Consider the following 18,161-nt stretch of genomic DNA (forward strand, 5'->3'; position numbering starts at 1 on the left):
GTGTCAGTCTGTCTTGGCTTGTCTTAGCGCCCCAAATTAACGGGAGGCCATCTGGCTGTCGGTTTCGACTTCGGCGACGCCGGCGATCTTGAGCGCGGCGCGGAACTGCTTGGCGGCGGCGCGTTCGTTACCCGCTTCGCACAGCTTCTTGCCGGTCGAAACGAAGCGCTTGGCGCTCGACTGCTTGGCTCCTTCGACGCCGCTGGCGGCGACATGCGCCTGTTCGGCGAGACCGGCGCAGCGATAATCGCCGCCCGACTGGGCATAAGCGGGGGTCGTCGATGCCATCAGGCCGGTGAAGGCGAGCGCCGAAGCGGCGACGACGGCAAAGGCGGTAGGAAAGCGGCGGAAAGAGGAGAGCTGATAGGACATGGGAGAGGTTCCTTTCGTTTCGTTGTGCAACCTTTATAGGCGCGGTTGCGCACTTAGATAATCCTCTATAATCTGCAAGTGCTTTGAAGCAGGATTTAACAATCCCCCAAGGGGCGCTCGACGGGATCGAAGCCTTCCTGCGTGTCGCGGAAAGGCGCAGCTTTTCCGCTGCGGCCGCCGACCTCGGCGTCTCCCCCTCCGCGATCAGCCAGACGGTCAAGGCGCTCGAAGCGCGCGTCGGCGCGCCCTTGTTCATGCGCACGACGCGCAGCGTCGGGCTGACCCAGGCGGGCGAGATGTTCCTCGAGCGCGCGGCGCCCGCCTATACCGGGCTCGCCGACGCCTATGAAGCGGCGCGCAACCTCGGCAACCGGCCCGCGGGGCGGCTGCGGATCAATCTGATGCGCGGCGCGGTCCAGCCTTTGTTCGAGCCGATCATCGCGGGCTTTTGCGAAACCTATCCCGACATCGAGCTCGAAATCTACGCCGACGATGCGCTGGCCGACCTCAGCGCCGGCGGTTTCGACGCCGGGGTGCGGATGGGCGAATCGCTCGACGCCGACGTGATCGCCGTCCGCCTGACCGGACCCTTCCGTTTCGTCGTCGCGGCGGCGCCCGCCTATCTGGCGAAGCACGGCCGCCCCGAAACCCCCGAGGAACTGCGCGACCATCGCTGCGTCCGCTTTCGCCTCGCCACCGGCGCGCTGATGCCGTGGACGTTCGAGAAGGGAAACCGCGAATATGACGTCAGCGTCACCGGACCGGTGATCGTCAACGACTGGATCGCCGCGCTCGTCGCGATCCGCGCCGGGGTCGCGATGGGCATGATGGCCGAACCGATGGCAAAGGCGATGGTGGAAAACGGCGAGCTCGAACTGGTGCTCACCGACTATGCGTCGGCGACCTCGGGGCTCTTCCTCTATTATCCCGGCCGCAAGCAGGTGATGCCCAAGCTGCGCGCCTTCATCGATTATGTGCGCGAAAATCTGCCCGACGAGATCACCGCCTAGGACCGGCCGACATTCAGCCCCCGGCGGCCTGCAAATGGCGGCCTTCCGCGCTTCCGGTGCTCACGTGCAAAAGCACGCTGCGCTCCGGGTCACGGAAAACCACCATTTTCGACTCACCGGGAGCTGAATCTCAACCGGTCCTGAAGGCTGTCCCCTCGATAATCGGCCCGGCGCGGAAACAAATCCCTTTGCCGACAGCAGAAAAATTGGGCTGGCGCATTGCCCCAAATCGCGGCAGCAAGTTGTCAACTAAATGAGTTGGGATGAATCATGATCGATCTTGCGGCCATCGACTTTACCGCGCTCCTGCCGTTCATCCTGATCGGTTTCGCAGCGCAGCTCGTCGACGGCGCGCTCGGCATGGCGTTCGGGGTGATCTGTAACACCTTGCTCGTCGCGGTGCTCGGCGTCCCGCCCGCGACCGCGTCGGCACGCATCCATGTCGTCGAGATTTTCACCACCGGCGTGTCGGGGCTGAGCCATGTGTTCCACCGCAACATCGACTGGCCGCTGTTCTTTCGTCTGCTCGTCCCCGGGGTGATCGGCGGGGTGCTCGGCGCCTATGTGCTGTCGTCGCTGCACGCCGAGGTCGTGAAGCCCTTCGTACTCGGCTATCTCGTGCTGATCGGTATCTGGTTGCTGATCCGCGGCGTGCTCTATCCGCCCAAATTTTCGAAGCCCAAGGTCGTCGGCCCGCTCGCGGTGGTCGGCGGCTTTCTCGACGCCGCGGGCGGCGGCGGCTGGGGCCCGGTCGTGACCTCGAACCTGCTCGTCCAGGGCGGCGAACCGCGCAAGGTCGTCGGCACGGTCAACAGCGTCGAATTCTTCCTCGCGGTCGCGGTCTCGCTCGCCTTTATCTGGCATTTGGGCATCGACGATATCCTCGGCCCGACGCTCGGCCTGATCATCGGCGGCGTCGTCGCCGCGCCGATCGGCGCGATGATGGCCAAACGTTTCTCGCCCAAGGTCATGCTGATGCTGGTCGGCACCGTGCTGACCGCGACGAGCGCGTTCGGGCTGTACAAGGCGCTGGTGGGCTAGCAGCCATTAAATCCTCCCTGTGGCGAAGCCATGGGGAGGTGGCAGCGCCCTTCGACTGCCTTGCAGGCGCTCAGGATAAACTGCGCCTTCGGCGCAGCGCTGACGGAGGGGCCATGGCGCGAGGTCGCTGCCCCTCCACCACTCGCTTCGCGAGCGGCCCCCCTTCCCCATCGCTTCGCGACAGGGAGGATCTTGCCATCGTCGTCACCCTGGACTTGATCGCCATTGCCGTCTCCCCTCCCGCTTGCGGGAGGGGATGACTGAAACCCACCCAAAGCCGCCGATCAGTTCGCCGGTCGGGTCTCGTCGATCTTGTCGACCCATTCGGGGAAGAAGCTCGGCTCGCGCGCCGACCAGCCGGGGGCGGTGGCGGCGGCTTCGCTGATCGACTGGAGCAGGATCTTACGCTTGTCGGGATGGAGGTGCGGCAGCGAGGCGGCAGCGCAGAAGGCGCCCGGAAGCCACGGCCGCGCGTGCGCGCCGAGCAGCCGTTCGTAGAGGAAGCGATAGGAAGCGAAGCCCGGCAGGCGGTCCTGCCCGAGGTCGAACGCCGACACCGCGATCAGCGGCGCCATGAAATGTTCGAGCGCGTCGAGCCCGCTGTCGTCGGGAACATGCGCCCGCACCTCGCCGAGCCGCTGGTAGACGCGCGCCTGGACACGGATCGCGGTTTCCTCGACCATGTCACGCGACCAGCGCGCGATCGCGTCGTCGCGTTCGAGCCCGACGTCGAGCGACCGGCGGATGTAGCGCTGGGTCGCCGCGGGAAAACCCGCGAATTCCTTGATTTCGGAAAGGGACAGGTCGCCTGCGGCCGGTCCTGAACGCGTCGCCATGGTCATGCTCCCGCTCGGCGCCCGGGGAGCCATCCCCCCGGAGGCCTGCATCACACAGTCTGCCACCAGATTGGTTAGTGGCAGGTTAACCATAGTGTCGGGACTCGTTCAGCAAATCACGGGGCGTTGCGCGATGCCGCGACGGGGCCTAATCAGCGTGTCTTGAAACCATAAGACACACGCAGGTCCACCATGTCCAACGCACCGCAGCCGGTCATTTCCGCAACCGGCCTTTTCACCCCCGCCGAAGCGATCTCCAACGAAGAACTTGTCGCCAGTTTTAACGCGTATGTTGCGCTGCACAATAGAGAAAATGCAGCGGCGATCGCGGCGGGCGAGGCACCCGAACTGACCGAGTCGAGTGTCGAATTCATCGAGAAGGCGAGCGGGATCGGATCGCGTTTCGTCGTCGACAAGGCGGGCATTCTCGATCCGGCGCACATGGCGCCGCGCATCGCCGAACGCGGCAACGACGAGCTGTCGATCCTCGCCGAAATCGGGGTCGCGGCGGCGAAGGATGCGCTGACGCGCGCGGGGCGCGACGCGGGCGACGTCGACGCCGTGCTGTGCGCCGCGTCGAACATGCAGCGCCCCTATCCGGCGATGGCGGTCGAGATTCAGGACGCGCTCGGCATCGACGGCTTCGGTTTCGACATGAATGTCGCCTGTTCGTCGGCGACCTTCGGCATCCAGACCGCCGCCGACTATATCCGCGCGGGCCATGCCAGGAGCGTGCTCGTCGTGAACCCCGAAATCTGTTCGGGGCATCTGAACTGGCGCGACCGCGACAGCCATTTCATCTTCGGCGACGTCGCGACCGCGATTCTGGTCGAGGACAAGGACATCGCGGCGGCGGGGCATTGGGACATTCTCGGCACCAAGCTGAAGACCGTCTTTTCGAACAATATCCGCAACAATTTCGGCTTTTTGAACCGCGGGCACGGCGGGATCGACCAGTCGGGGCCGAAGTCGGACAAGCTTTTCGTCCAGGAAGGCCGCAAGGTGTTCAAGGAGGTCGTGCCGATGGTCGCCAATATGATCGTCGAGCAGATGGAGGTGCTCGGTCTCGAAGGCGGCGATATGCGCCGGCTGTGGCTGCACCAGGCGAACACCAATATGAACCGGCTGATTGCGCAGCGCGTGCTGGGTCATGAGGCGAGCGAGGACGAGAGCCCGACGGTGCTCGATACCTATGGCAATACGTCGAGCGCGGGGTCGATCATCGCCTTTCACCTGAACCATGCGGATATGGTGGCGGGCGATACCGGGCTGATCTGTTCGTTCGGCGCGGGGTATAGCGCGGGGACGGTGTTCGTGCGGAGGACGTGATGCAGTAATCGTCGTCCCCGCGAAGGCGGGGACCGCTAGCAACCTTACGCTACGCCGACAGCGGCCCCCGCCTGCGCGGGGGCGACGTTCATGGCACAAATGTCGTGAACAGGTAGATCGCGAAGAGCATCAGGTGGATCACCCCCTGCAGCACGGTCGTCCGGCCGTTCGCCAGCGTCTGCACCGAAACGATCAGCGAGAGGAAGAGCAGCACGGTCGACTTGGCGTCGAGGCCGAGGCCGATCGGCATGTCGGCGACGATCGACAGGATCGCGACCGCCGGAATGGTGAGGCCGATAGTCGCGAGCGCCGAGCCGAGCGCGAGGTTGAGGCTGGTCTGGAGGCGGTCGGCCTTCGCCGCGCGCACCGCCGCGAGCCCTTCGGGCGCGAGGATCAGCGCGGCGATCAGCACGCCGAGCACCGCGGGCGGCGCGCCCCAGTCGGCAAGCAGCGCGCCCATCACCGGCGAAAGATTTTTGGCGAGCAGCACGACCGCGACGAGGCTGGCGAGGAGCAGCGCGCCCGAAATGGCGGTGCGCTGCATGCTCGGCGGCGGGGCGTGCGCGTCGGGTACGCCGTCACCGTCAGCATCGCCGTCGGGAAGGAAATAATCGCGGTGGCGGACCGTCTGGACGAGCGCGAAAGTCGCGTAGAGGATCAGCGACACCACGGCGACGAAACCGAGCTGGGTTGCCGAATAGAAGGGGCCCGGCACGCTCGAGGTAAAATTGGGCAGCACCAGCGTGACGACCGTCAGCACCGTCAGCGTCGCAAGCGCGGCGCCGATGCCGGTGCGCTGGAAACGCTGTTCGTGATGGCGGATCGCCCCGCTCAAAAGGCAGAGGCCCATCAGGAGGTTGAGGATCACCATGACCGCGGCGAACACCGTGTCGCGCGCGAGCGTCAGCGCCTTTTCGGGTTCGGCCTGCATCAGGGTGAGGATCAGCCCGACCTCGATCACCGTCACCGCGAGCGCGAGGATCAGCGTGCCGAAGGGTTCGCCGACGCGGTGCGCGATCACCTCGGCATGGTGAACCGCCGCGACGACCGCGCCCGCGAGGATGAAGGCAACGAGCCAGGGGTTGAGCGGCATCGCAAGGCTCGCCATCGCGGCGACGAAGCCGAGGATCGGAAAGATGTCGTTGGTGCGATCGGCGAGGCGGAGCTTTGCGGTCATGGGGCTTCTATTGCAGCCGCTTTCGCGCCTGAACACCCCGACGGCGCAATTTAATGCGCGCGCACCGGCAGCCCCGCGGCGGCGAGCCGCGCGTGCGCTTCGGCGATCGTCGCCTCGCCGAAGTGGAAGATGCTGGCGGCGAGCACCGCGCTGGCGCCGCCGTCGATCACGCCGGCGGCGAGATGGTCGAGGTTGCCGACGCCGCCCGATGCGATCACGGGCACGCTGACCGCGTCGGCGATCGCGCGGGTGAGCGCGAGGTCGTAGCCGTCCTTGGTGCCGTCGCGGTCCATGCTGGTCACGAGCAGCTCGCCCGCGCCGAGGGTGGCGAGGCGGACGGCGTGTTCGAGCGCGTCGATCCCGGTCGGCTTGCGGCCGCCGTGGGTGAATATTTCCCAGCGGGCGTCTTCGACCCGCCGCGCGTCGATGCTCCCGACCGCGCACTGGCTGCCGAACCGATCGGCGATGTCGGCGACGAGTTCGGGGCGCGCGACCGCGGCGCTGTTCACCGCGACCTTGTCGGCGCCCGCGAGGAGCAGCGCGCGCGCGTCGTCGGCGCTGCGCACGCCGCCGCCGACGGTGAGCGGCATGAAACAGACCTCGGCGGTGCGGGCGACCATGTCGAGCAGAGTGCCGCGCCCCTGATGGCTCGCCGAAATGTCGAGGAAGCACAGCTCGTCGGCGCCCGCGGCGTCATAGGCGCGTGCCGCCTCGACCGGATCGCCCGCATCGCGCAGGTCGACGAAGTTGACCCCCTTGACGACGCGCCCGTCGGCGACGTCGAGGCAGGGGATGACGCGGACGCGGACGGTCACGCCGCCCCCGCCGCGATCGCCTCGGCGAGGTCGAGGCGGCCGTCGTAGAGCGCGCGGCCGGTGATCACGCCCTCGATCCCCTCGGCGACATGGGGGCGGAGTGCGTGGATGTCGCCGATGCCGGCGACGCCGCCGCTGGCGATCACCGGGATGCGCACCGATTTGGCGAGCGCGACGGTCGCCTCGACGTTGCAGCCCTTGAGCAGCCCGTCGCGCCCGACGTCGGTGAAGAGCAAGGCGGCGACGCCGGCATCCTCGAAGCGGCGCGCGAGGTCTTCGACGCGGACGTCGGAGACGTCGGCCCAGCCCTCGGTCGCGACCATGCCGTCGCGGGCGTCGACGCCGACGACGATCCGGCCGGGCAGGTCGCGCGCGGCGGACTTCACGAACTCCGGGTCCTTGAGCGCCGCGGTGCCGATGATCACGCGATCGACGCCGAGCGCGAGCCAGCGGTCGACGCCGGCACGATCGCGGATGCCGCCGCCGACCTGCACCTTGCCCGGAAAGGCCGCGATGATGCTCTCGACCGCCGCGCCGTTGACGCTTGTCCCCGCAAAGGCGCCGTCGAGATCGACGACGTGGAGGTGCGACGCGCCCGCATCGGCGAAGAGGCGCGCCTGCGCCGCGGGATCGTCGCCATAGACGGTCGCGCGCGCCATATCGCCCTCGGCGAGCCGCACCACCTGCCCGCCCTTGAGGTCGATCGCGGGGAAAATGGTCAGGCCAGAATCTACGGGCGCCATGCCAGGAATCTCTCTAGTGTCGCGAGGCCATAGGCCTGGCTTTTTTCGGGGTGGAACTGGACGCCGACGATATTGTCCTTCGCCACGGCGGCGGTGAAGGTCGCGCCGTGGCTGCTCGTCGCGGCGACATGCGCGGCATCGGCGAAATGATAGCCGTGGAGATAATAGGCCTCGCCCGCCGCGATCACCGGATGCGCGAAACTCGGCACGACGTCGTTCCAGCCCATGTGCGGGATGCGGAGGCCGGGCGCGGGGTCGAGGGCGCGCACGGTGCCGCCGATCCAGCCGAGCCCCTTGTGCGTCCCATGCTCCTCGCCCGCGTCGGCGAGCAATTGCATGCCGACGCAGATGCCGAGGAAAGGCGCGCCTTCGCCGCGCACGCGCTGCTCCATCGCCGCGATCAACCCGTCGATCGCCGAAAGCCCGTTCATGCACGCGGCGAAGGCGCCGACGCCGGGCAGGACGATGCGGTCGGCTTGTCCCACGACATCGGGATCGGCGGTGACCGCGACATTCTCCGCGCCCGCCGCGACGAGCGCATTGTGCACCGAGCGAAGATTGCCCGCGCCATAGTCGATCAGGGCAACAACGCTCATGGATGGCCCCTAGAGAACGCCCTTGGTCGAGGGAATCGCGTCGCCCTTGCGCGGGTCGATTTCGACCGCCTGGCGCAGCGCGCGCGCGAGCGCCTTGTACATGCTTTCGGCGATGTGATGGTTATTCTCGCCGTAGAGCGTTTCGATGTGCAGCGTGATCCCCGCGGTCTGCGCGAAACTGTGAAACCAGTGCGGGAACATCTCGGTGTCCATCTCGCCGAGCCGCGGCTGCGAGAAGCTGGATTTATAGACGCAGTGCGGGCGTCCCGAAATGTCGAGCACGCAGCGCGTCAGCGTCTCGTCCATCGGCGCGTGCGCCTCGCCGTAACGGGCGATGCCGCGCTTGTCGCCGAGCGCCTTGGCTACCGCTTCGCCGAGCGCCAATGCGCTGTCCTCGACCGTGTGGTGCTGGTCGATGTGGAGGTCGCCCTTCACGGCCATCGAGATGTCGATCAGCGAGTGGCGCGACAATTGTTCGACCATATGGTCGAGGAAACCGATGCCGGTGGACACCGAATATTCGCCCGTCCCGTCGAGATTGACGGTGATCGCGATATCCGTTTCCTTGGTCGTGCGCTGGACGGTGGCGGTTCGCATGGGCGACCCCTTAGAGCGTCTGTTTCGCGTTGCAAGGCGATTCTCCCCCCTTGACCCCCCTTGACCCGCACGCGGCGCGCGTTCATCCCCCTTCGCCATGAGTGATGACGTTCGCGACAGCCTGATTCCCTATGACGAAATCGTGCAGGACGCGCTGCGCGCCGTGGTCGGCCGCGTGCTGAGCCAGATCGAAGGTTACGACAGCCTGCCCGGCGAACATCATTTCTATATCACCTTCAAGACGCAGGCCCCCGGGGTCGACATCCCCGCGCATCTGATCGCCAAATTCCCCGACGAAATGACGATCGTGCTGCAGAACCGTTTCTGGGACCTGAGCGTCGAGGAGGATCATTTCCGCGTCGGCCTGTCGTTCAACCAGACGCCGTCGATGCTGACGATCCCCTATGCCGCGATCACCGCCTTCGTCGATCCGTCGGTCGATTTCGGGCTGCAATTCCAGGTCAGCGACGACGAGGCCGCGCAGCCCGAGCCGCACGACGAAGCCGACAACGACCGTCCCGACGTCACGAGCGAGGACGGGTCGAACGTCGTGACGGTGGATTTCGGCAAGAAGAGATAGCGTCGTGGGCCCACTCTGGCCCCCGAGCCGCTTCTGGCAATATTGGGCGCTTGCGGGAATGCTCGTGCTGACCGGCGCCTTCTGGTGGGGCGTCGAGGGCTATGCGCTGTTCGAGGGCAACCATGCGCGCGGCCAGATTGCCGACGGGCTGCTGCGCTTCAGCCTGCTGGTGCTGACGCCGGCGCTGGTCATCGTCTGGCTTGCCGCCGCATGGCTGCGCCGCCGCGTCGGCGAGGGCGGCTATTGGCAGTTGCTCGGCCTCGTCGCGATGATCTGGGCGGGCGCGGTGCTGGTGACGAGGATGCTGGTGGCATGAGCACACGAACCGAAAGCGATTCGATCGGCGAGATCGAGGTTTCGGCCGAGGCCTATTGGGGCGCGCAGACCGAACGCAGCCGCCATAATTTCGCTTTTCCCGCGCATGAGCGCATGCCGTTGCCGATCGTCCATGCGCTCGCGCGGATCAAGGGCGCCGCGGCGCGAGTCAACCGCAACCACGGGCTCGACGCGGGGATTGCCGATGCGATCGCCGCAGCGGCCGACGCGGTCGTGGCAGGCGATTACGACGACCAGTTCCCGCTCGCGATCTGGCAGACGGGCAGCGGCACCCAGTCGAACATGAACGCGAACGAGGTGATCGCCGGGATCGCGAACGAAAAGCTCGCGGGCACGCGCGGCGGCAAGACGCCCGTCCATCCCAACGACCATGTCAACATGGGCCAGTCGTCGAACGACAGTTTCCCGACCGCTCTGCACGTCGCGGTCGCGGTCGAGACGACGGCGCGGCTGTTGCCGTCGCTGATCGCGCTGACCGACGCGCTCGCCGCGAAGGCCGAAGCGTGGCGCGATATCGTCAAGATCGGGCGCACCCACTTGCAGGATGCGACCCCGCTGACGCTGGGGCAGGAGTTTTCGGGCTATGCCGCGCAGCTCGCCGCCTGCCGCGCGCGCATCGAGGGCGCGCTGGCGCATGATATCTGCAAGCTCGCGCAAGGCGGCACCGCCGTCGGCACCGGGCTCAACGCCCCCGCGGGCTTCGACGTCGCCATCGCGGCCGAGCTGTCGAAAAACACCGGCATCGCGTTCGAGACCGCGGCGAACAAGTTCGAGGCGCTGGCATCGAACGACGCGCTCGTCTTCTTCTCGGGCGCGCTGAACACGCTTGGCGTCGCGCTCACGAAGATCGCGAACGACATTCGCCTTCTGGGCTCGGGCCCGCGCGCGGGGCTCGGCGAACTCGACCTGCCCGCGAACGAGCCCGGCAGCTCGATCATGCCGGGCAAGGTCAACCCGACCCAGTGCGAGATGCTGACGATGGTCGCGGCGCAGGTCATCGGCAACCATCAGGCGGTGACCGTCGGCGGCTTGCAGGGGCATCTCGAGCTCAATGTGTTCAAGCCGCTGATCGGAGCCAATGTGCTGCGTTCGATCGAGCTGCTGAGCGTCGGCATGGCGGGCTTTACCGAACATTGCGTCGTCGGCATCGAACCCAATCGCGCGCGCATCGACGAGCTGATGAACCGCTCGCTGATGCTCGTCACTGCGCTGGCGCCCGAAATCGGTTACGACAAGGCGGCGAAGATCGCGAAACATGCGCATGAGACGGGCAGCACGCTCAAGGAAGCGGCGCTCGACCTCGGCTATGTCGATGCCGCGACCTTCGACCGGGTGGTCGATCCGCGCACGATGCTGGGCCCCGACGGCTGACGGAACCCGCGGCGCCTTCCGGGGATTGATGAGGGGAAGGAGAGATGAGCATGATCGGTCGGATCGTAGGCGGCGTTCTGGGCAGCGCCATCGGACGCCGCAAGGGCAATCATCCCGTCGCGGGCGCGGTGATCGGCGCGGGCACATTGTTCGCGGCGCGGCGCCTGTTCCCGCAGCGTTACGCGGTGCTCGCGGCGACGGTCGCGGGGGCCTATCTCACCAAGAAATGGGCCGAACGCGCCGAGGCGCGCAAGGCGGCGGCGGAAGCGCATGCGGTCGATCCCGAACTGGCGCGCGCAGGCGTCGTCGACACCTATGCGGGCACCGCGAAGGCGCCGACCGATGGCGAGACGATGGGCGACGCGTTGCCGCCGGCGATTCCGGTGGATGCAAACGGGAAACGGCCGGCGATTCATTGAACGTCCTACATTCGTCGCCCCTGCGAAGGGCGACGGAATAGGACGCCGATCGTGCATTGAATGACGGACATTCCCTCCGTCATTCCGGCGAAGGGTGTTCAGAGGCACGTGACTCTGAAACACGATCTCGCCGTTTCGGTCTGACGCACCGGGTGAGATCCCGGCCTTCGCCGGGATGACGATTCAAAAATACTCGCACTTCAGCCATCCGCCTGCCACTCCTTCACCGCCTCGACCGGCGAGACCAGCATCAGCACATTGAGCGTCAGATTGTCGCGAATCGTCCACAGCGTGAACAGTTCGAATATGATCGCGATCGCCACCGTCACCCACCAGCGCATCCGGCTCGCCGCGAGGAAGCCGAGGATCATGAAGAGCGCGTCGCTGACCGAATTGAGGATCGAATCGCCCGAATAGCCATAGGCCATCGTGACTTCGCGATAGCGGTCGATGATGACGGGCGAATTTTCGAGGATTTCCCACGCCGCCTCGATCCCGATCGCGAGCGCGAGCGCTACCCACAAGGGCTGGCGCGGGATCAGCCAGCGCGACAGGCCGAAGAAGAGGAAGCCGTGGATGACATGGCTGAAGCTGTACCAGTCCGAAATCTGTTGGCTGTTCTGGTTCGACTGGACGGTGCCATGCCACAGGCTGATGGTCCCGCACGGGCAGATCGGCGGGCGTCCCATCGCGAACAGGATCGCGGCGAAAAGGACCATCAGCGCCGCGGCGACCAGCCAGCCCCGTCGTGAAACCCCCAATATCATCGCCGCCCTTCCCGCTTGACCGCACCCGTCTCTCGCGCAATTAGCGCCCATGGCTGAAAGCGTCCACCTGAACCGCCGCGGCGTGTTGTTCGTCCTCTCCTCGCCGTCGGGCGCGGGCAAGACCACCATCTCGCGCATGATGCTCGAGGCCGACAAGGATATCGCGCTGTCGATCTCGGCAACCACACGCCCGCCGCGCCCCGGCGAGATCGACGGGGTCCATTATCATTTCGTCGATGTCGAAACCTTCAAGAAGATGGCCGCCGACGGCGAATTCCTCGAATGGGCGCATGTCTTCGGCCATCGTTACGGGACCCCGCGCGCACCCGTTGACGCGATGCTCGAGGCGGGCAAGGATGTGCTGTTCGACATCGACTGGCAGGGTGCGCAGCAGCTGTATCAGGAGGCGGGCCCCGATGTGGTGCGCGTGTTCGTGCTGCCGCCGACGATGGAGGAGCTCGAACGGCGGCTGCGCGCACGCAACACCGACAGCGACGAGGTGATCGCGGCGCGGATGGAGCGCGCGGCGAACGAGATCAGCCACTGGGACGGTTATGACTATGTGCTGATCAACGACAATGTCGAAGGCTGTTTCGACGAGGTTCGCGCGATCCTGCGCGCCGAGCGGTTGAAGCGGCGGCGGCAGATCGGGCTGATCGGCTTTGCGCGCGATTTGATCCGGTCGGTGCCCGATGCGGACAAGAAGCTTTAATCATTATCCCCCCTTGATGGGGGAGGCAGCGAGACTTGCGAACTTGTTCGCCAGTCGCAGCGGTGGGGGTGAGCTCTCGGCCTGAAACGGCGGCGCAAGGACGCACGATCACCCTCATCCAACTGCGCCTAATCGCTTCGCGATAAGGCTTCGTATCCTTCTCCCATCGAGGGAGAAGGAGATCAGACCGCCCGCGCCAGCTTCTCTTCGAGCTCCGCCACCGTCTCCGCGCGCAGCGGTTTGGCCTGCCCGTCGGTGCGGCATACCACCACCGTGTCGCACGTCGCGATGCAGCGGCCGTTCTGGAACATCGCCTGGACGATCGTCCAGCTCGAGGTGCCGAGCCGGCCGATGCCGGTCGCGATTTGCACCGGATCGGGGAAATTGCCCTCGGCGAGATAGTTGATCTCGACCGCGGCGACCATCGTGCGCTCGTTCGCGGGGCGCTCGTCCAGCGGACGCACGTCGCGGTTGAGGAGGACGCGGCCGCTTTCGAACAGCGCGGCAAAGGCCACATTGTTGAGGTGGCCGTTGATGTCCATGTCCTGAAAGCGCGTCTGCAACTCGATGCAGACGGGGTAGCTGGCGGGGTTCAGCCGCCAGCTTTCCGGTTTGGGCATATCAGCGCGGCGCCATGCGGATGCCGCCGTCGAGGCGCACGTCCTCGCCGTTGAAATAGCCGTTCTCGATCATGCAGAGCGCGAGATTGGCATATTCGTCGGGGTTGCCGAGCCGCTTCGGGTTGAGCACCGAGGCGCCCAATGCGTCGCGGACATTCTGCGGCGCGCCCGCGAGCAGCGGGGTGTCGAAGATGCCGGGCAGGATCGTGTTGACGCGGATATTCTCGTTACCCAAGTCGCGCGCGATCGGGAGGGTCATGCCGACGACGCCGCCCTTCGATGCCGAGTAAGCGGCCTGGCCGATCTGGCCGTCCTCGGCCGCTACGCTCGCGGTGTTGACGATCGCGCCGCGTTCGCCGTCTTCCATCGGGTCGAGCGTCAGCATGCCCGCCGCCGACTTGGCGATGCAGCGGAAGGTGCCGACGAGGTTGATCTGGATGATCCAGTTGAACGCATCGAGCGGGAAATGCTTGATGCTGCCGTCTTCCTTCGAGCGGCTCGCGGTCTTGATCGCGTTGCCGGTGCCCGCGCAGTTGACGAGGATGCGTTCCTGGCCGTGCGCGGCGCGTGCCTTTTCAAAAGCCGCGTCGACCGAAGCGTCGTCGGTGACGTTGCATTCGCAGAAGACGCCGCCGAGTTCGGCGGCGATGGCCTTGCCCTTTTCTTCCTGCAAGTCGAAGATCGCGACCTTGACGCCCTTTGCGGCAAGCGCGCGCGCGGTCGCCGCGCCGAGGCCCGAAGCGCCGCCGGTGACGACGGCGGATATGGTGGAATCGAGTTTCATTATATTCTCCCTTGAAACGTCGCCCCCGCGCAGGCGGGGGCCGTTGGCAGCCTTGCGCTACCCCGATAGCGGCCCCCGCCTGCGCGGGGGCGACGCCAGATTTCTTACAGCCGCTCGACGATGGTGACGTTGGCCTGACCGCCGCCTTCGCACATGGTCTGGAGGCCGTATTTGCCGCCGGTCGCGTCGAGCACGCCGAGCAGCGTCGCCATCAGCTTGGCGCCGCTGGCGCCGAGCGGGTGGCCGAGCGCGATCGCGCCGCCGTGCTGGTTGATCCGCGCCGGATCGGCGCCGAGATATTTGAGCCAGGCGAGCGGCACGGGCGCGAAGGCTTCGTTGACCTCATAAGCGTCGATGTCGCCGATCTTCATGCCCGCCTTTTTGAGCGCGCGTTCGGTCGCGAACAGCGGCTCTTCGAGCATGATCACCGGGTCGCCCGCGGTCACCGAGATGTGGTGGATGCGCGCGCGGGGGGTGAGATTGTGATCCTTCAGCGCCTGTTCGGACACGACGAGCGCGGCGCTCGCGCCGTCGCAGATCTGGCTCGCCGAGGCCGCGGTGATCGCGCCGCCTTCCTGAAGCAGCTTGACGCCCGCAATGCCTTCGAGCGTCGCATCGAAACGGATGCCTTCGTCGATGAGGTGCATTTCGCGGCCTTCGGGGGTGTCGATCTCGACCCCGACGATCTCGCGCTTGAAATGGCCCGCCTCGGTCGCGGCCTTGCCGCGGCGATGGCTTTCGAGCGCATAGGCGTCGAGGTCCGCCTTGGTGAGGCCGTGCTTTTTGACGATCATCTCGGCGCCCATGAACTGGCTGAACATGATACCGGGATATTTTTCCTCGAGCCGCTCGGACTTATAATGGCCGAGGCCTTCCTTCATGAACAAGGTCGCGACGCTGCCCATGGGCACGCGCGTCATGCTTTCGATGCCGCTCGCGAGGACGATGTCCTGCGTGCCCGACATCACCGCCTGCGCGGCGAACTGGATCGCCTGCTGCGACGAGCCGCACTGGCGGTCGATCGTTACGGCGGGGATCGAGTCGGGGAGCTTCGAGGCGAGCACCGCGTTGCGGCCGACGTCCATCGTCTGCTGGCCGCCTTGGCTGACGCAGCCGGTGATGACGTCGTCGATCGCCTTGGTGTCGAAATCGTTGCGGTCGGCGATCGCGTCGAACACCGCGGCGCCGAGGTCAACGGGGTGGACGCCGGCGAGCTTGCCGCCGCGCTTGCCGCCCGCGGTGCGGACGGCGTCGACGATATAGGCTGTGGCCATGGGAGAATTCCTTTCTTCCTAAAGCCCCTCCCCTTCAGGGGAGGGGTTGGGGTGGGGTTTCGCGGCGTCGAGCAAGGCCGATGGACCCCACCCCGCTGCGACTAGCCAGCAAGCTGGCAAGTCTCACCGCCCCTCCCCTGAAGAGGAGGGGTTTGAAAATTACAGTTTCCGCCCGATCAGTTCCTTCATGATTTCGTTGGTGCCGCCGAAGATGCGCGTCACGCGCGCGGCGCGCCAGGCGCGGGCGATCGGATATTCGTTCATATAGCCCGACCCGCCGAACAGCTGGAGGCATTTGTCCATCACCTCCCACTGGAGGTCGGTGTGCCAGAGCTTCGCCGCGGCGCCCTCTTCGGGGGTCAGTTCCTTCTTCATGTGACGCGCGAGCGCCCAGTCGAGATGCGCCCAGCCGACCTGCAGCTTGGCCTTCAGATCGGCGAGCACGAAGCGGCTGTTCTGGAAATCGAGGATCGGCTTGCCGAACGCCTTGCGCTCGCGCGTATATTCGACCGTGTCGTCGAAGGCGCGCTGCGCCGAGGCCTGTGCGCTGACCGCGATCGACAGGCGCTCCTGGGGAAGCTCGCTCATCAGATAGATGAAGCCCTGCCCTTCCTCGCCGAGGCAGTTGGTGATCGGCACGCGGACGTCGTTGAAGAAGAGTTCGGACGTGTCGGCTTCGTCCTGCCCGATCTTGTCGAGATTGCGGCCGCGCTGGAAACCCTCGCGGTCGGCCTCGACGAGGACGATCGACACGCCCTTCCACGCCGGTTCGACCTCGGTATCGGTCTTGACGCAGACGAGGATCAGGTCGGCGTTCTGGCCGTTGGTGATGAAGGTCTTCGACCCGTTGATGACATAATGATTGCCATCCTTCTTCGCGGTCGTGCGCATTCCCTGAAGGTCCGAGCCGGTGCCCGGTTCGGTCATCGCGATCGCGGTGATCGTCTCGCCCGATACCATCCTGGGCAGCCAGTGCTTCTTCTGCTCTTCGCTGCCATATTTGACGATGTAGCTGGTGACGATGTCCGACTGGAGCGAGAAGCCGGTGGTCGCGCGGCCGTAATAGGCGCTTTCCTCGTCGACGATCGCATTATAGCCGAAGTCGAGGCCGAGCCCGCCATATTCCTCGGGAACCGTCGGGCACAGCATGCCGAGCTCGCCCGCTTTCGGCCAGATCGACTTGGGGACGATCTTGTCCTCGGCCCATTGCGCCGCGTTCGGGGCGACTTCCTTTTCGAGGAACTGGCGCACCGTCGCGCGGAACGCCTCATGATCCTCGGTATAGGCGGAGCGCGAGAGACTATCGAGCGACATTGGCTTTCCTTTCCCTGAGGACGGCCGAACGCGAGCGGGGAGTCGGCCGCATCTTCCCGGCCAAGAGACCTTACGTTTACGTCCACGTCAAGTGGAAAGACGCTACGGCATGAAGTTCTCCGTCGCTCCCGCGAAGGCGGGGGCCGCTGGCGGCTAGAGTGCGATCTGATTGCAGGGAACACACCCCTCCTGTTTCGTCATCCCGGCGAAGGCCGGGATCTCATCGCCCCGACCTGACGCACCGGCGAGATCCCGGCCTTCGCCGGGATGACGTTTCTATCAAAATATCAAGCTTCAGGCGGATAACGGCCCCCGCCTTCGCGGGGGCGACGAATAGCTTTTCAGGCGGCCGAACCGCTGGGCAGCTTTGGCCCGCCGCGCTAAGACGCAGCGCATGGTAGAATTGCTCCTCGACGCCGGCGCTTTGCTCGGCGAATCGCCCGTCTGGCACGCCGCCGAGGCTCGCCTCTATTGGGTCGATATCGACGGCCGCAAAATCCATCGCACCGATCCCGCGAGCGGCGCCGACGAGGTCATGGAACTGGCCGAGCAGGTCGGGTGCATCGCGCCGCGCGCCGGCGGCGGGCTGGTCGCGGCGCTCGAAAACGGCTGCGCGCTGATCGACGGCTGGGGCGCGACGCCACGCGCTTTCGGCGCGGCAGTGCTCGCGGACAAGCCCGAGCAGCGTTTCAACGACGGACGCGTCGATGCGCTCGGCCGCCTGTGGGTCGGCAGCCTGACGAGCGACAAGGCGAACCCCGCCGCGACGCTCTATCGGCTCGACCCCGACGGGTCGCTGACCGAAATCCTGCATGGGCTGACGACGAGCAACGGCGCGGCGTTCAGCCCCGACGGACGCATCTTCTATCACGCCGACACGCCGACGCACGCGATCCGCGCCTATGACGTCGATGCGGCGGCGGGCACGCTGTCGGGCGGCCGCGTCTTTCATCAATTCGAGTTCGGCAACGGCCGCCCCGACGGCGCCGCGGTCGATGCCGAGGGCTGTTACTGGTCGGCGCTGTGGGACGGCTGGCGCGTCGTGCGCTTCTCGCCCGCGGGCGAGCTGATCCGGACGGTCGAGCTGCCGGTGCAGCGCCCGACGATGATCGCATTCGGCGGCCCCGATTTGAAGACCGCCTTCGTCACCAGCGCGGGCAAGAATCTGACCGACGCGGAGCGCAAGGCGCAGCCGCATGCGGGCGGGGTGTTTGCTTTCCGCGTGGATGTGCCGGGGCTGGCGCAGAAGATGTTTGGGGGTTGAATATCCTCCCTGTGGCCGCAGGCCATGGGGAGGGGGACCGCCGCGAAGCGGTGGTGGAGGGGCGACGACGTCGCGTCATGGCCCCTCCGTCAGCGGCTCCGCCGCTGCCACCTCCCCATGGCCTGCGGCCACAGGGAGGATCGATCAAGCCTCCCACCCTTGCACCCCCCTGTCATATCCGGTTAAGACGGCCCCAGACATGGT

The 18,161-nt window shown here is 66.2% G+C and carries 21 protein-coding genes; 9 read left to right on the plus strand and 12 right to left on the minus strand.

Annotation, left to right across the window (positions count from 1 at the left end):
• Nucleotides 1-36: 36 nt before the first annotated feature.
• A complete protein-coding gene (locus OVY29_RS12585; protein ID WP_037556229.1) occupies nt 37-372 on the minus strand; it encodes a hypothetical protein in 336 nt (111 codons plus the stop codon).
• Between the two features lie 83 nt (nt 373-455).
• Between OVY29_RS12585 and OVY29_RS12590 the strand changes: the two genes are divergently transcribed.
• The gene (locus OVY29_RS12590) at nt 456-1,382 is read left to right on the plus strand and encodes a LysR family transcriptional regulator (RefSeq protein WP_313911526.1); all 927 of its coding nucleotides are present in this window, start codon (nt 456-458) and stop codon (nt 1,380-1,382) included.
• A gap of 270 nt (nt 1,383-1,652) precedes the next feature.
• Nucleotides 1,653-2,423, plus strand: a complete 771-nt coding sequence (locus OVY29_RS12595; RefSeq protein WP_037556233.1) for a sulfite exporter TauE/SafE family protein — start codon at nt 1,653-1,655, stop codon at nt 2,421-2,423.
• A gap of 284 nt (nt 2,424-2,707) precedes the next feature.
• On the opposite strand, the gene OVY29_RS12600 is transcribed toward OVY29_RS12595, so the two are convergent.
• A complete protein-coding gene (locus tag OVY29_RS12600; RefSeq protein WP_313911527.1) occupies nt 2,708-3,259 on the minus strand; it encodes a hypothetical protein in 552 nt (183 codons plus the stop codon).
• A 192-nt stretch (nt 3,260-3,451) separates the two neighbouring features.
• On the opposite strand from OVY29_RS12600, the gene OVY29_RS12605 reads away from it, so the two are divergent.
• The gene (locus tag OVY29_RS12605; RefSeq protein ID WP_313911528.1) at nt 3,452-4,588 is read left to right on the plus strand and encodes a beta-ketoacyl-ACP synthase III; all 1,137 of its coding nucleotides are present in this window, start codon (nt 3,452-3,454) and stop codon (nt 4,586-4,588) included.
• A gap of 88 nt (nt 4,589-4,676) precedes the next feature.
• Here the strand turns inward: OVY29_RS12605 and OVY29_RS12610 are convergent, their stop codons facing one another.
• From OVY29_RS12610 to hisB, 5 genes are read right to left on the minus strand one after another with little or no spacing between them, the layout of a single operon-like run.
• The gene (locus OVY29_RS12610; protein WP_313911529.1) at nt 4,677-5,765 is read right to left on the minus strand and encodes an ionic transporter y4hA; all 1,089 of its coding nucleotides are present in this window, start codon (nt 5,763-5,765) and stop codon (nt 4,677-4,679) included.
• Nucleotides 5,766-5,815: 50 nt separating this feature from the next.
• Nucleotides 5,816-6,580, minus strand: a complete 765-nt coding sequence (gene hisF / locus OVY29_RS12615; protein ID WP_313911530.1) for an imidazole glycerol phosphate synthase subunit HisF — start codon at nt 6,578-6,580, stop codon at nt 5,816-5,818.
• Nucleotides 6,577-7,323 (minus strand): 1-(5-phosphoribosyl)-5-[(5-phosphoribosylamino)methylideneamino]imidazole-4-carboxamide isomerase, encoded by a 747-nt coding sequence (gene hisA, locus OVY29_RS12620; protein WP_313911531.1) that lies wholly within the window; start codon nt 7,321-7,323, stop codon nt 6,577-6,579. The genes hisF and hisA overlap by 4 nt, the downstream gene beginning before the upstream one ends.
• Nucleotides 7,311-7,919: an imidazole glycerol phosphate synthase subunit HisH gene (hisH, locus tag OVY29_RS12625; RefSeq protein ID WP_313911532.1), complete on the minus strand. Its 609-nt coding sequence runs from the start codon at nt 7,917-7,919 to the stop codon at nt 7,311-7,313. Before hisH ends, hisA begins: the two co-directional genes overlap by 13 nt.
• 9 nt (nt 7,920-7,928) lie before the next feature.
• The gene (hisB, locus tag OVY29_RS12630; RefSeq protein WP_037556247.1) at nt 7,929-8,516 is read right to left on the minus strand and encodes an imidazoleglycerol-phosphate dehydratase HisB; all 588 of its coding nucleotides are present in this window, start codon (nt 8,514-8,516) and stop codon (nt 7,929-7,931) included.
• Between the two features lie 97 nt (nt 8,517-8,613).
• Between hisB and OVY29_RS12635 the strand changes: the two genes are divergently transcribed.
• The 4 genes from OVY29_RS12635 to OVY29_RS12650 are packed head-to-tail and all read left to right on the plus strand — an operon-like array spanning nt 8,614 to nt 11,222.
• Nucleotides 8,614-9,096, plus strand: coding sequence for an SspB family protein (locus OVY29_RS12635; protein ID WP_037556249.1), 483 nt, complete (start codon nt 8,614-8,616; stop codon nt 9,094-9,096).
• Between the two features lie 4 nt (nt 9,097-9,100).
• Nucleotides 9,101-9,412 carry a hypothetical protein gene (locus OVY29_RS12640; RefSeq protein ID WP_037556251.1) on the plus strand — a complete coding sequence of 104 codons (312 nt, stop codon included), beginning with the start codon at nt 9,101-9,103 and terminating at the stop codon, nt 9,410-9,412.
• Nucleotides 9,409-10,803 (plus strand): class II fumarate hydratase, encoded by a 1,395-nt coding sequence (gene fumC, locus OVY29_RS12645; RefSeq protein WP_313911533.1) that lies wholly within the window; start codon nt 9,409-9,411, stop codon nt 10,801-10,803. The genes OVY29_RS12640 and fumC overlap by 4 nt, the downstream gene beginning before the upstream one ends.
• Nucleotides 10,804-10,853: 50 nt before the next feature.
• Nucleotides 10,854-11,222, plus strand: a complete 369-nt coding sequence (locus OVY29_RS12650; protein ID WP_081933132.1) for a hypothetical protein — start codon at nt 10,854-10,856, stop codon at nt 11,220-11,222.
• A gap of 200 nt (nt 11,223-11,422) precedes the next feature.
• On the opposite strand, the gene OVY29_RS12655 is transcribed toward OVY29_RS12650, so the two are convergent.
• Complete coding sequence (locus OVY29_RS12655) at nt 11,423-11,989, minus strand: DUF2585 domain-containing protein (protein WP_313911534.1); 567 nt, start codon at nt 11,987-11,989, stop codon at nt 11,423-11,425.
• 49 nt (nt 11,990-12,038) lie between these two features.
• Between OVY29_RS12655 and gmk the strand changes: the two genes are divergently transcribed.
• A complete protein-coding gene (gmk, locus tag OVY29_RS12660) occupies nt 12,039-12,701 on the plus strand; it encodes a guanylate kinase (protein WP_313911535.1) in 663 nt (220 codons plus the stop codon).
• 182 nt (nt 12,702-12,883) lie between these two features.
• Here the strand turns inward: gmk and OVY29_RS12665 are convergent, their stop codons facing one another.
• The 4 genes from OVY29_RS12665 to OVY29_RS12680 form a co-directional block, all read right to left on the minus strand.
• On the minus strand, nt 12,884-13,321 hold the full coding sequence (locus OVY29_RS12665; protein WP_313911536.1) for an acyl-CoA thioesterase: 438 nt from the start codon (nt 13,319-13,321) through the stop codon (nt 12,884-12,886).
• A 1-nt stretch (nt 13,322) separates the two neighbouring features.
• On the minus strand, nt 13,323-14,105 hold the full coding sequence (locus OVY29_RS12670) for an SDR family NAD(P)-dependent oxidoreductase (RefSeq protein ID WP_313911537.1): 783 nt from the start codon (nt 14,103-14,105) through the stop codon (nt 13,323-13,325).
• 104 nt (nt 14,106-14,209) lie between these two features.
• Nucleotides 14,210-15,379 carry an acetyl-CoA C-acetyltransferase gene (locus OVY29_RS12675; RefSeq protein ID WP_037556263.1) on the minus strand — a complete coding sequence of 390 codons (1,170 nt, stop codon included), beginning with the start codon at nt 15,377-15,379 and terminating at the stop codon, nt 14,210-14,212.
• Nucleotides 15,380-15,538: 159 nt separating this feature from the next.
• Nucleotides 15,539-16,693 (minus strand): acyl-CoA dehydrogenase family protein, encoded by a 1,155-nt coding sequence (locus OVY29_RS12680; RefSeq protein ID WP_037556264.1) that lies wholly within the window; start codon nt 16,691-16,693, stop codon nt 15,539-15,541.
• A 394-nt stretch (nt 16,694-17,087) separates the two neighbouring features.
• On the opposite strand from OVY29_RS12680, the gene OVY29_RS12685 reads away from it, so the two are divergent.
• The gene (locus OVY29_RS12685; protein ID WP_313911538.1) at nt 17,088-17,957 is read left to right on the plus strand and encodes an SMP-30/gluconolactonase/LRE family protein; all 870 of its coding nucleotides are present in this window, start codon (nt 17,088-17,090) and stop codon (nt 17,955-17,957) included.
• The last annotated feature ends 204 nt before the right edge of the window (nt 17,958-18,161 follow it).

Origin of the sequence: Sphingopyxis sp. SE2, assembly GCF_032227185.1 — a bacterium.
Lineage (GTDB): Bacteria > Pseudomonadota > Alphaproteobacteria > Sphingomonadales > Sphingomonadaceae > Sphingopyxis.